Origin of the sequence: Rhodophyticola sp. (assembly GCF_965284195.1) — a bacterium.
GTDB lineage: Bacteria > Pseudomonadota > Alphaproteobacteria > Rhodobacterales > Rhodobacteraceae > Rhodophyticola.
Map to the genome: position 1 here is coordinate 643,271 of NZ_CBDIRM010000001.1, position 12,424 is coordinate 655,694.

The window sequence follows — 12,424 nt, forward strand, 5'->3', positions numbered from 1 at the left end:
CTGAGACAAGGGACGCAACATCATGTCATTTCACGAAGTCCGGTTTCCCGCCAATCTGAGCCTCGGTTCGGTCGGCGGGCCCGAAAGGCGCACCGAAGTGGTGACGCTGGCCAACGGGTTTGAGGAGCGCAACACGCCCTGGGCCCATTCGCGGCGCCGTTACGACGCGGGCGTGGCCATGCGCTCGCTTGACGATATCGAGACCCTGATCGCGTTTTTCGAGGCGCGGCGCGGGCAGCTTCACGGGTTTCGCTGGAAGGATTGGGCGGATTACAAAAGCTGCGCGCCCTCCAAGGAGCCCGCTTATCGCGACCAACTCATCGCGATGGGCGATGGCTTCACCAGGGTTTTCCAGCTGAACAAGACCTATTCCTCGGGCGGGGAGAGCTATACCCGCCCGATTTCCAAGCCGGTCGAGGGGTCCGTGCGGATCGGTATCTCGACCGACGAGCTGGTCGATACGGTGCACTACACGGTCGATACCACGACCGGGTTGGTCAGTTTCGTCGATGCACCGGACGACGGCGAGCGGATCACGGCGGGGTTCGAGTATGACGTGCCGGTGCGCTTCGATACGCCGAGCATCCAGACGTCGGTTGCGAACTTTCAGGCCGGCGAGGCCCCGAGCGTTCCGGTGGTGGAGATCCGGGTATGAGCGGGGTGGAGGCGCTGGACGCGCATCTGGCAGAGGGCGCGACGGGGGTTGCACGCTGCTGGAAGCTGACACGGCGGGACGGGGTCTGTTTCGGCTTTACCGATCACGACATGCCGCTGGAGTTCGACGGCGTGATCTTCAAGGCCGATAGCGGGCTGACCGCGGCAGCGCTGAGCCAGACGACCGGCCTGTCGGTGGACAATACCGAAGCGATGGGTGCGCTGAGCGATGCCGCGATTACCGAGGCCGATATCGAGGCAGGCCGCTATGACGGCGCGGAGATCGAGGCATGGCTGGTCAAATGGGCGGAGCCCGACGCGCGGGTTCTGCAGTTTCGCGGCACCATCGGCGAATTGAGCCGCCAGAATGGCGCGTTTTCGGCCGAGCTGCGCGGTGTGGCGGAGGCGATGAACCAGCCGCGCGGGCGGATCTACCAGAAACCTTGCGGTGCGATCCTTGGCGACAGCATGTGCCGTTTCGACCTCGCCACCACCGGCTACAGCGAGGAGCGGCCGGTGGAACAGGTCGAGGAGGCGCGCGTGTTCCGTTTTGCCGGGTTCGACTCGTTCGAACCGCGGTGGTTCGAGAAGGGCCGGTTCGAGGTTTTGAGCGGGGAGGCCGCGGGCCTTGTGGGTGTGATCAAGAATGACCGCTTTGACGACGGTGTCCGCAGCGTCGAGTTGTGGGAGCCGTTTCGCGCGCCGGTTGCGCCGGGCGATATGATCCGGCTGGAGGCCGGGTGCGACAAGCGCATGGAGACCTGCCGGCTGAAATTCAACAACCTACTGAATTTCCGCGGTTTTCCGGACATACCGGGAGACGACTGGCTGATGAGCTATCCCGCCAGGAGCAATGCGCGCGACGGCGGGTCACGCCGATGAGCAGGGTCGTGATCGCGGCCCGTGGCTGGCTGGGAACGCCCTATCTGCATCAGGCGAGCTGCAAGGGTGCGGGATGCGATTGCCTTGGATTGCTGCGCGGTGTCTGGCGCGAGATCCATGGCGCGGAGCCCGAAGCGGTGCCGCCCTATTCGCAGGACTGGTCGGAGCCCGAAGGGGTTGAGCGGCTTTGGGCGGCGGCGCTTCGGCATCTGTGCCCCAAACCTCTGACCCAGATCGCGACGGGCGATGTGCTGTTGTTTCGCATGCGTGAGGGATCTGTCGCAAAGCATCTGGGGCTTCAGGGAGATATCGGCCCCGCGGCAACATTCATCCATGCGTATTCCGGGCATGGCGTGGTGGAAAGCGCGCTGAGCGCCCCCTGGGCACGGCGCATCGTCGCGCGGTTTGCCTTCCCCGAAAGGACATAAAGACATGGCAACGATAGTTCTGTCAGCGGTGGGTGCGGCCATCGGTGGAGCAGCGGGCACGGGCACGTTTCTGGGCCTGACCGGTGCCGTGGTCGGGCGAGCCGTGGGGGCAACCCTTGGCCGGGTCATCGACCAACGGCTTCTGGGCTCGGGATCGGACCCGGTCGAGGTGGGGCGGGTCGAGCGGTTTCGGCTGACCGGCGCCAACGAGGGCAGCCCGATTGCGCAGCTCTTCGGGCGGATGCGGCTGGGCGGGCAGGTCATCTGGTCGACCCAGTTTCTGGAAACCGTCACCCGCTCGGGCGGCGGCAAGGGTGCGCCGTCGCAGCCCGAGACCACCAGCTATTCCTATTCGATCAGCCTGGCCATGGCGCTTTGCGAAGGCGAGATTTCGCGGGTCGGCCGTGTCTGGGCGGATGGTGTGCAATTGTCCCGCGACGAGATCACGATGCGGGTCTATCGTGGTACCGAAGACCAGATGCCGGACCCCAAGATGGAAGCCGTCGAAGGGGCGGGCACCGTGCCGGCCTATCGCGGGATCGCCTATGTCGTGATCGAGGATCTGCCGCTGGCGCAATTCGGCAACCGGGTGCCGCAGTTGAGTTTCGAGGTGATCCGACCGGCGCAGCCCGCGGCCCAGCCATTCCTGCCTGCGGTGTCGGAGGCGGTTCAGGCGGTGGCCCTGATGCCCGGCACCGGCGAATATGCGCTGGCGCGGTCGCGGCTGAGCTATCGCGGGGCGGTTGGCAGTTCGGAGGCGGTGAATGTCAACACGCCCGCCGGGGAGAGCGACCTTGAGGTGTCGCTGGAGGCCTTGCGCGGAGAGCTGCCCAATGTCGGGTCGGTTTCCCTGATCGTCGGCTGGTTCGGTGACGATCTGCGCGCAAGCCAATGCCAGATCAAACCCAAGGTCGAGAATACGAGCCGGGACGCGGCGGAAATGCCGTGGCGCGTTTCGTCGGTCACCCGCGGCGCGGCGGAGGAAGTTGCAAGGCTGGACGACAGGCCGGTCTATGGCGGGACACCTGCCGACGCCTCCGTCATTCAGGCCATCGAGGCGATCCATGCGGGCGGGCAGCATGTTGTGTTCTACCCGTTCCTTTTGATGGAAATCCTGTCCGGCAACGGTCTGCCGGACCCGTGGTCGGACAATGCGGATCAGCCTGTCTTGCCCTGGCGGGGCCGGATCACTGGCGACAAGGCGCCCGGACAGCCGGGCAGCGCCGACAAGACCGCGGCCAACCGTGCCGCGGTGGTGGCGTTTTTCGGAAATGCCCAGGTCAGCGATTTCACGATTTCGGGCAGCACCGTCACCTATTCGGGCCCCGAGGATTGGGGCTATCGGCGGTTCATTCTGCATTATGCGGCGCTTTGCGCGGCGGCAGGCGGCGTGGAGGCATTTTGCATCGGAACGGAAATGCGCGCACTGACCCAGATGCGCGATGAGTTCGGGTTTCCGGCGGTGGACGCGTTTCGGGCGCTTGCCGCGGATGTCCGGAGTCTGTTGCCGGACGCGAAGCTGAGTTACGCGGCGGACTGGTCGGAGTATTTCGGCTATCATCCGCAGGATGGCTCGCATGATGTGTATTTCCATCTGGACCCGCTTTGGGCGGATGAGAACATCGATTTCATTGCCATCGACAATTACATGCCGCTGTCGGATTGGCGGGATGGGCCGGATCATGCGGATGTGGCCTGGGGCAGTATCTACAACACAGATTATCTCAGGGCGAATGTGGCCGGCGGTGAAGGCCATGACTGGTATTATGCGTCGAGCGAGGGGCGGGTGGCGCAGCGGCGTCTGCCGATCGAGGACGGCTCGACGGGCCTGAGCCTGAGCGGGTTCCTGGAAACCATGGCGCCGGGCGTTTCGGGTAGCTTTGCCGTGGCTTACCGTCAGGAGACGGTCGTCTTTTCCGGGCAGGTGAGGTTTCCGGACACGGCCGTTGAGGCGACCCTCTGGGAAGCCGGCGCTGCGGGGTTCGGCGCGTGGATGGGTGTGCGCGACGCGGGCGCGACCTTCCGGTTGCGGGCGGGGGACGGCTCCAGCGCGAAGACCGCGTCTGACACCGGAACCGTGGTTCTGGATCTGGCGACCGATCTGCTGCCGTTTGACGGACTGATCCACGAACTGGTCTGGGAACTTCGCCCGGTCGCGCCGGGACATGTGAAGCTGTGGATCGACGGGCAGCTTGTCGGGATGAGCAGCATTTCGGACGGCTCCGGCATGCTGGGAGGCTATTGGGCGGGGGCGGCCGATACACGCTGGACCGGGCCGATCGACCCGGCCAATGTGACCAGAGGCGAACCCGTCGCGCCGTGGCCGGAAACCGATGCCGGAGAGCTGAGCATCTATGAAGCGGTATCCGATGGCCCGACCAATGCGCCATGGGTTTATCGCTACAAGGCGATCCGCGAGTGGTGGGCTTCGCCCCACGCTGATCGGAGGGGCGGGTACCAGTTGGCGACGCCAAGCCCCTGGGTTCCGAAATCCAAGCCGATCTGGTTCACCGAGTTCGGCTGCGGCGCGGTCGACAAGGGGAGCAACCAGCCCAACAAGTTTCTGGACCCCAAAAGCTCGGAAACCGCGTTGCCCTATTTCTCCGACGGGCGGCGGGATGACCTGATTCAGGCGCAGTATCTGCGCGCCACGATCGCCTATTGGAGCGACCCGGCCAACAATCCGGTCTCGCCGATCTATGGGGCGCCGATGGTGGATCTCTCGAAGGCGCATGTCTGGGCGTGGGATGCGCGGCCCTGGCCCGCATTTCCGAACAAGCGCGACATCTGGAGCGACGGGGAGAATTACGGGCGGGGCCATTGGATCACCGGCCGCGTTTCCGGCCAGCCGCTTGCCATGGTCGTGGCAGAGATCTGCGAAAAGGCGGGGGTGACCGATTACGATGTCTCGGGTCTGTTCGGGTTCGTGCGCGGGCATGTCTCTTCCGATATCGAAACGGCGCGGGCGCGGTTGCAGCCGCTGATGCTGGCCTATGGGTTCGGCGCGGTGGAGAGAGATGGCAAGCTGCATTTCCTGCATCTGCCCTTGTTGCCGGATGGCGAGATTCTGGCCGAGACGACGGCCGTCGATGAGGATGGCGCGGCGGGTCTGCGCCTGACGCGCGCGCCGGAGGCGGAGACCGTCGGTCGGGTGCGGCTCGGCTATACGGAGGCGGATGGCGCGTTCGAGACCCGCGTGGCCGAAGCGATTTTCCCCGACGACGACGATATCGGCGTGAGCCAGAGCGAGTTGCCCCTTGCGCTGACGCTGGCCGAGGGCCGGGGCATCGCCGAGCGCTGGCTGGCAGAGGCGCGCGTGGCCCGCGATACGGTGAGCTTCGATCTGCCGCCGTCGCGCCGCGATCTGGGTGCCGGCGCGATGATCGCGCTGGAAGATGGCTCCACCTGGCGGATCGACCGGGTGGAGGATATCGGCGCGCGGCGGATCGAGGCGGTGCGGGTCGAGCGCAGCCTTGCCGAGCCGTCCGATGCGACCGACGAGGCGGTGCCACAGCAGGCCTTTGTCCCGCCATTGCCGGTCAGCCCTGTGTTCATGGACCTGCCGCTTCTGAGCGGCGATGAGGTGGAGCATGCGCCGCATCTGGCCGTCGCGGCCAAACCCTGGCCGGGCTCGGTGGCGCTTTATTCCTCAAGCAGTTCGAACGGGTACACGCTGAACCGCCTGATCGAGGCGGGCGCCGTCATCGGCACGCTGGAAACACCGCTCTTCGCGGCGAGCGCGGGTCTTTGGGACCGTGGCGCGCCGTTCAGGGTGCGGATCGCATCCGGCGGCGGCCTGTCGTCGACCGACCGGGAGGCCGTGCTGAACGGGGCCAATGTCGCCGCGATCGGCGCGGGTGACGAAGGCCCATGGGAAGTGGTCCAGTTCGCCGATGCCGAACTGGTCGGCACCGGTTTGTGGGAGATTTCCATGCGGCTGCGGGGGCAGGTGGGCAGTGACGGGGTGATGCCCGATGTCTGGCCACCGGGCAGCCTGTTCGTACTTCTGGACGGACGCCCGCAGCAGATCGATCTGGCCGTCTCGGCACGTGGCCTGGCGCGGTACTACCGCGTCGGTCCGGCGCGCCGCGCCCTAGACGATGCAAGCTATCAGGAGCGCGTTCTGGCCTTCGACGGTGTGGGGTTGAGACCCTATGCGCCGGCCCATCTGCGGGCGCGGGCCGGAACCGGCGGGCTGGAGGTGACATGGATACGACGGACCCGGGTCGATGGCGATACGTGGCAGGGCACCGAGGTTCCGCTTGGCGAGGATGCCGAGACCTATCTGGTGCAGGTGCGCGACGCAGGTGGACTGAAACGCGAGGTGACGGTCAGCCAGCCCGGCTGGATCTATGACGATGCCGTGCGCGGCAGCGATGGCACCGTTGCGCCGTACAGCATTGATGTTGCTCAAGTATCCGGGCGGTTCGGCCCGGGCCCCTTCACAAGGATCATGATTGATGACTGATACTCCGCAATTGAACCTGCCCCTTCTCAGCCCGTCGCAGGCGCAGAAACATGTGACCGTGAACGAGGCCCTGAGCCGGCTTGACGGGATGGTGCAGCTGCGCCTGAAGTCGCTGAGCGTGAACGACCCACCGGCTGTTGCCGAAGAGGGCGATTGCTATGCTGTGCCGTCCAACGGGGTCAACGCATGGGCCGGGCAGGGCGGCCAAATCGCCATTTACGTCAATGGCGGATGGGATTTCGTGGCCCCGCGGCAGGGTTTCCGCGCCGTGATCCTCGATGAGGGGGTTCTGGCGATGCATGACGGCGAGGACTGGCGCGCCGGGGCGGTGACGCTGACCCAGAACGGGGCCGGGATGGCCCTGCGCTCGGTCGAGATCGACGTGGCCCTGACCGCGGGCCCGACGGTTGCCACGCCCGCGGTCATTCCCGACCGCGCGATTGTCTTCGGTGTGACGGGACTGGTCACCGCCGCGATTGGCGGCGCGACGACCTGGCGGCTGGGCGTTGCGGGCGACGATCTGCGTTATGGCTCCGGTCTGGGCGTCAGCCAGAACTCGTGGGTTTCGGGGCCGACCACGCCGACCGTGTACTGGGCGCCCACGGAATTGCTGATTTCTGCGGAAGGCGCGGATTTCACGGGCGGCACCGTTCGGCTTGCGGTCCATTACGCAAGCCTTGCCCTGCCCAACGCCGTTTGATGGCGGCGATCACGGTTTCTGTCTTGGGATGGCCTGCCGATCTGGTATAAAGGGTCGGCAGACTGCCCTGAAGGAGCCCGCCATGGCTGAACGCCGCACCCATATCGCAGAGATCGACCCGGTCTGGTCGCGGATCACCGCCGAGGCGCAGCAGGCGGTTCAGGCCGAGCCTTTGCTCGGCGGGCTGGTGCATGGATCGGTCCTGGACCATGCGACATTGGAGAGGGCGCTGGCCTATCGCGTGGCGCAGAAGCTGACGTCGGGCGACATGTCAGAGCAGATCCTGCGCGAGATTGCCGATGAGGCCGTTGCCGCCGATCCGGGGGTTGGCGCCGCGGCCCGCGCCGATATCGTCGCCGTTTACGAGCGCGACCCCGCCTGCCATCGCTTCTTGCAGCCGCTTCTGTACTTCAAGGGGTTCCAGGCGATCCAGGCCTATCGGGTCGGCCATTTCCTGTGGCGGCAGGGGCGCAAGGATTTTGCCTATTTCATCCAGATGCGGGTGAGCGAGGTGTTCGGTGTGGATATCCATCCCGCGGCGCGGATCGGGCAGGGGATCATGATCGACCATGCCCATTCCATCGTCATCGGGGAGACGGCGGTGGTGGGCGACAATGTCTCGATGCTGCATTCCGTCACCCTTGGCGGCACCGGCAAGGAAGAAGAGGACCGGCATCCGAAGATCGGCAACGGTGTTCTGATCGGGGCGGGCGCGAAGGTTCTGGGTAACATCCGGGTCGGGGATTGCTCCCGCGTCGCCGCGGGGTCCGTGGTGCTGGAAGATGTGCCGGCCTGCAAGACGGTGGCGGGCGTGCCTGCGAAGATCGTGGGAGAGGCCGGTTGCGACCAGCCGTCGATGAACATGGATCATCTGTTGCCCTGCGGCGGATCATCCACCTGAGGGACGGTTTCCAGTCAATTGAGAGATAACGAAAAACGGCGCCCACAAAGGCGCCGTTTCTTTGCGTTCAGCTGGCCGCGCGGGCCTGGCGCTTGCGCTCATGCGGGTCCAGGAAGCGTTTGCGCAGACGGATCGCGTTGGGCGTGACCTCGACCAGTTCATCATCGTCGATATAGGCGATGGCCTGTTCCAGCGACATGGTGATCGGCGTGGTCAGGCGGACCGCATCGTCGGTGCCGGAGGCGCGGACATTGGTCAGCTTCTTGCCCTTCAGCGGATTCACTTCCAGATCGTTGTCGCGGCTGTGTTCGCCGATGATCATGCCGGTATAGATGGCTTCCTGCGCGCCGATGAACATCTTGCCCCGCTCTTCGAGGTTCCAGAGCGCATAGGCAACCGATGTGCCATTTTCCATCGAGATCAGGACACCGGCGCGCCGGCCCGGGATCGACCCCTTGTAGGGCTCCCACGCGTGGAAGACGCGGTTCAGAACGCCGGTGCCGCGGGTATCGGTCAGAAACTCCCCGTGATAGCCGATGAGACCGCGGGAGGGCACAAGCGCCACGATCCGCGTCTTGCCCGCGCCCGCCGGTTTCATCTCCGACAATTCGCCCTTGCGGGGGCCTGTCAGCTTTTCGATCACGGCGCCGGTGTATTCGTCGTCGACATCGATCGTGACCTCTTCGACCGGCTCCAGTCTCTCGCCGTTTTCTTCGAGGAACAGCACCTGTGGCCGGGATATCGACAGCTCGAACCCCTCCCGGCGCATGTTTTCGATCAGAACGCCCATCTGCAATTCGCCACGGCCCGCGACTTCGAAAGCCTCGCCGCCGGGGGTGTCGGTGACGCGGATCGCGACATTCGATTCCGCCTCTTTCATCAGGCGTTCGCGGATCACACGGGACTGAACCTTCTTGCCGTCCTTGCCGGCCAGCGGGCTGTCATTGATGCCGAAGGTGACCGTGATCGTGGGCGGGTCGATGGGCTGCGCCGGGATCGCGTCTGTCACCGAAAGATCGCAGATCGTGTCGGCCACGGTGGCCTTGGACATGCCCGCGATGCTGACGATATCGCCTGCTTCGGCGATGTCGATCGGTTGCTGGCCAAGCCCGCGAAACGCCAGAATCTTGGTCGCGCGGAACTGTTCGACCTTCTCGCCGTCGCGGGACAGCGCCTTGACGGTTTCGCCGGTTCTGAGCGTGCCGCTTTCGACCCGTCCGGTCAGGATGCGGCCGATGAACGGGTCGGAGCCGAGCGTCGTCGCCAGCATGCGAAACGGCTCCTTGTCATGGGCGATCTGTTTTGGGGCGGGCACATGGGCCACCACCAGATCGAAAAGCGCGGTCAGGTCCTTCCGCGGGCCGTCGAGCGTGTCATCGGCCCAACCGGCGCGGCCGGAGGCGTAGAGATGCGGAAAATCGAGCTGATCGTCATCGGCGCCGAGATTGGCGAAGAGATCGAAACATTCGTCCAGGGCCCGGTCCGGTTCGGCATCGGGCTTGTCGACCTTGTTCAGCACCACGATCGGGCGCAGGCCAAGCGCCAGCGCCTTGGATGTCACGAATTTGGTCTGCGGCATCGGCCCTTCGGCCGCATCCACCAGCAGCACGACCCCGTCCACCATCGACAGGATCCGCTCCACCTCGCCGCCGAAATCGGCATGGCCGGGCGTGTCGACGATATTGATGCGCATGCCCTTCCATTCCAGGCTGGTGGCCTTGGCCAGAATGGTGATGCCGCGTTCGCGTTCCAGATCGTTGCTGTCCATCGCGCGTTCGGCCACGGCCTGATTGTCGCGGAATGCGCCGGATTGCTTCAGCAGTTCGTCCACAAGCGTGGTTTTGCCATGATCGACATGCGCGATGATCGCGATATTGCGGAGGTCCATGAGGGAACGGCCTTGGATAAAGGTGGAGTTGGCAGGGCGTTACAATGCTGCGGGCGCAAAGGCCAGTGCAAAACGCTCAGGCGCGGGCCGGGGCGGGATTACACCGAAGCGGCAGATCCTGCCCGGATATGATCAGGTTTTGCGGCGGAGCCGGATGACGACATCGACCTTGGCGATCTCGTGCCCCTCGGGCGGGGTCGGCAGGGAGGTGATCTTCAACTGGGAGGCGGGCGCGTCGGTCAGCCTTCCGTCATCTTCCCAGTAGTAATGCGGGTGATCGTCCATCCGCGTATCGAAATAGGACCGCGACCCGTCGACCGTGACCTCCTGCATAAGGCCCGCGTCGCAGAACGCCTTGAGCGTGTTGTAGACCGTGGCCAGCGAAACCTTGTCGCCAGTGCCCAACACCGCGGCATGCAACCCCTCCGCAGTCACATGCCGATCCTGACCGTCCCCCACAAGCAGCGAGGCGAGAGACAGACGCTGCCGCGTGGGCCGCAGATCGGCCTGAGCGAGCCATTTGGTGCCGCGTTCAAGGGCTTCAGGGGTCATAAGCGGGGTCTTTCCTGGCGTTTCAGCGTATATATATGGCGTTTGGCCCCCGTTTTTCAAACGGTTTTGCCCACAGGTCCGCGATCTGTGACCAAACGGCCCGCACTTGCCAGCTTTGCCGCCCCAATGATAGGGACAAAGAAGCAAACGCATCTGAGAATGCTACATATAGCGGCAGGCAGGGACATATGGCGGATTTTCCAACGAGCTTTGACAAAGATGCGTTGCTGCAATGCGCGCGGGGCGAGTTGTTCGGGCCGGGCAATGCCCAGTTGCCGGAACCGCCGATGCTGATGATGGACCGGATCACGGACATCTCCGGCGATGGCGGCGAGCACGGCAAGGGCCATGTCAGGGCCGAGTTCGATATCACCCCCGATCTGTGGTTTTTCGAGTGCCATTTTCCCGGCAATCCGATCATGCCCGGCTGTCTGGGGCTGGATGGGCTGTGGCAGCTGACCGGGTTCAATCTGGGCTGGCGGGGCTGGCAGGGGCGCGGCTATGCGCTTGGCGTGGGCGAAGTGAAGCTGACCGGCATGGTCCGGCCCGATCGCAAGATGCTGACGTATTTCGTGGATTTCACCAAGGCGATCCAGACCCGACGCCTGACCATGGGAGTGGCCGATGGACGGGTGGAGGCTGACGGAGAAGTGATCTATCAGGTCAAGGACATGAAGGTCGCGTTGTCGGAAAGCTGAGTTTGCGAGGGAGGGTGCGTTCATGCGCCGTGTGGTTGTTACAGGTCTGGGAATTGTCTCGCCGATCGGAAACGGGGCCGACGAGGTCACCGCCGCGCTGAAAGCGGGCAAATCCGGCATCGAAGCTTCGCCCGAAATGGCCGAGCACGGGTTCCGCAGCCAGATCGCCGGGACGCTGAAAATCGACGTGACCGAGCATGTGGACAAGCGCGCGCTCCGGTTCATGGGGCCGGGCGCGGCCTATGCCCATATCGCCATGACGCAGGCCATCGCCGATGCGGGGCTTGAGGAAAGCACGGTCAGCACGCCGCGAACCGGGTTGATCGCGGGCTCCGGCGGGCCGTCGACCAGCGCCATGTTCGCGGCCCATCAGACCGTCCTGAAGACCGAGGCGACCAAGCGGATCGGGCCGTTCGCCGTGCCCAAATGCATGTCGTCGACGATCAGCGCCAATCTGTCCACCGCCTTCAAGATCAAGGGGATCAACTATTCGATTACCTCCGCCTGCTCCACCTCGCTGCATTGCATCGGGGCGGCTGCCGAACAGATCATGATGGGCAAGCAGGATGTCATGTTCGCAGGCGGCGCGGAGGAACTGGACTGGACGCTTTCCTGCCTGTTCGACGCCATGGGTGCGATGAGTTCGAAATTCAACGAGACGCCCGTACGCGCCAGCCGTGCATTCGATGCGGATCGCGACGGGTTCGTGATCGGCGGCGGCGGCGCGATCCTTGTGCTGGAAGAACTGGAGCACGCGCTGGCGCGTGGCGCCAGGATCTACGCCGAAGTCACCGGGTTTGCGGCCACATCCGACGGGCATGACATGGTCGCGCCCTCGGGCGAAGGCGGCGAACGGGCGATGCGGCTGGCGCTGCAGACCCTGCCGGAGGGTCGCAAGGTCGATTACATCAACGCGCATGGCACTTCCACGCCGGTGGGCGATGTCGGCGAGGTCGAGGCCGTGCGGCGGGTGTTCGGCCAGCGGAAGACGCCGCCGATTTCCTCCACCAAGTCCATGACGGGGCATGCGCAGGGTGCGGCAGGAGCGTTGGAGGCGACCTTCTGCCTGCTGATGCTGGAGCATGATTTCATCGCGCCGTCGATCAATGTCGAGACCCTCGATCCGGCCCTTGACCCTTCCGAGATCGCCACGGCGCTGGTCGAAAATGCGGGGCTCGACACGGTCATGACCAATTCCTTCGGGTTTGGCGGGACCAACGGCTCGATGTTGCTGTCGAAATACAACGGATAAA

9 protein-coding genes and 2 pseudogenes are annotated in these 12,424 nt (G+C 64.8%); 9 read left to right on the plus strand and 2 right to left on the minus strand.

Annotation, left to right across the window (positions count from 1 at the left end):
* The first annotated feature begins 22 nt into the window (after positions 1-22).
* The 7 genes and pseudogenes from ACQ651_RS03275 to cysE all read left to right on the plus strand — a co-directional run bounded on the left by ACQ651_RS03275 (position 23) and on the right by cysE (position 8,033).
* Positions 23-655: a DUF2460 domain-containing protein gene (locus ACQ651_RS03275; protein WP_227285305.1), complete on the plus strand. Its 633-nt coding sequence runs from the start codon at positions 23-25 to the stop codon at positions 653-655.
* On the plus strand, positions 652-1,536 hold the full coding sequence (locus ACQ651_RS03280) for a DUF2163 domain-containing protein (RefSeq protein ID WP_430448292.1): 885 nt from the start codon (positions 652-654) through the stop codon (positions 1,534-1,536). The genes ACQ651_RS03275 and ACQ651_RS03280 overlap by 4 nt, the downstream gene beginning before the upstream one ends.
* Positions 1,533-1,964, plus strand: coding sequence for an NlpC/P60 family protein (locus ACQ651_RS03285; RefSeq protein WP_227285307.1), 432 nt, complete (start codon positions 1,533-1,535; stop codon positions 1,962-1,964). The genes ACQ651_RS03280 and ACQ651_RS03285 overlap by 4 nt, the downstream gene beginning before the upstream one ends.
* 4 nt (positions 1,965-1,968) lie before the next feature.
* A pseudogene (locus ACQ651_RS03290) lies at positions 1,969-3,786 on the plus strand (baseplate multidomain protein megatron); the annotation flags it as partial.
* A gap of 540 nt (positions 3,787-4,326) precedes the next feature.
* Positions 4,327-6,432, plus strand: a pseudogene (locus tag ACQ651_RS03295) (baseplate multidomain protein megatron); the annotation flags it as partial.
* A complete protein-coding gene (locus ACQ651_RS03300; RefSeq protein ID WP_430448293.1) occupies positions 6,425-7,132 on the plus strand; it encodes a DUF2793 domain-containing protein in 708 nt (235 codons plus the stop codon). The pseudogene ACQ651_RS03295 and the gene ACQ651_RS03300, both read left to right, overlap by 8 nt.
* Before the next feature lie 82 nt (positions 7,133-7,214).
* A complete protein-coding gene (cysE, locus tag ACQ651_RS03305) occupies positions 7,215-8,033 on the plus strand; it encodes a serine O-acetyltransferase (RefSeq protein ID WP_430448295.1) in 819 nt (272 codons plus the stop codon).
* Positions 8,034-8,100: 67 nt separating this feature from the next.
* Here cysE and typA read toward each other — a convergent pair whose 3' ends face one another.
* Both typA and irrA read right to left on the minus strand, forming a co-directional pair.
* Positions 8,101-9,921, minus strand: coding sequence for a translational GTPase TypA (gene typA / locus ACQ651_RS03310; protein ID WP_375550233.1), 1,821 nt, complete (start codon positions 9,919-9,921; stop codon positions 8,101-8,103).
* A 132-nt stretch (positions 9,922-10,053) separates the two neighbouring features.
* Positions 10,054-10,473, minus strand: a complete 420-nt coding sequence (gene irrA / locus ACQ651_RS03315) for an iron response transcriptional regulator IrrA (RefSeq protein WP_227285312.1) — start codon at positions 10,471-10,473, stop codon at positions 10,054-10,056.
* A gap of 188 nt (positions 10,474-10,661) precedes the next feature.
* Here irrA and fabA point away from each other — a divergent pair, with 188 nt between their 5' ends.
* Both fabA and fabB read left to right on the plus strand, forming a co-directional pair.
* Positions 10,662-11,171 (plus strand): bifunctional 3-hydroxydecanoyl-ACP dehydratase/trans-2-decenoyl-ACP isomerase, encoded by a 510-nt coding sequence (gene fabA / locus ACQ651_RS03320; protein WP_121898244.1) that lies wholly within the window; start codon positions 10,662-10,664, stop codon positions 11,169-11,171.
* A 22-nt stretch (positions 11,172-11,193) separates the two neighbouring features.
* Entirely contained in the window at positions 11,194-12,423 is a 1,230-nt protein-coding gene (fabB, locus tag ACQ651_RS03325) for a beta-ketoacyl-ACP synthase I (protein ID WP_430448297.1), read from the plus strand.
* Position 12,424 lies beyond the last annotated feature (1 nt).

Bases quoted from the DNA above. Each gene is read 5' to 3' on its own strand.
- ACQ651_RS03275 (WP_227285305.1), top strand. From the start codon at position 23: ATGTCATTTCACGAAGTCCGGTTTCCCGCCAATCTGAGCCTCGGTTCG.
- ACQ651_RS03280 (WP_430448292.1), top strand. From the start codon at position 652: ATGAGCGGGGTGGAGGCGCTGGACGCGCATCTGGCAGAGGGCGCGACG.
- ACQ651_RS03285 (WP_227285307.1), top strand. From the start codon at position 1,533: ATGAGCAGGGTCGTGATCGCGGCCCGTGGCTGGCTGGGAACGCCCTAT.
- ACQ651_RS03300 (WP_430448293.1), top strand. From the start codon at position 6,425: ATGACTGATACTCCGCAATTGAACCTGCCCCTTCTCAGCCCGTCGCAG.
- cysE (WP_430448295.1), top strand. From the start codon at position 7,215: ATGGCTGAACGCCGCACCCATATCGCAGAGATCGACCCGGTCTGGTCG.
- typA (WP_375550233.1), bottom strand. From the start codon at position 9,921: ATGGACCTCCGCAATATCGCGATCATCGCGCATGTCGATCATGGCAAA.
- irrA (WP_227285312.1), bottom strand. From the start codon at position 10,473: ATGACCCCTGAAGCCCTTGAACGCGGCACCAAATGGCTCGCTCAGGCC.
- fabA (WP_121898244.1), top strand. From the start codon at position 10,662: ATGGCGGATTTTCCAACGAGCTTTGACAAAGATGCGTTGCTGCAATGC.
- fabB (WP_430448297.1), top strand. From the start codon at position 11,194: ATGCGCCGTGTGGTTGTTACAGGTCTGGGAATTGTCTCGCCGATCGGA.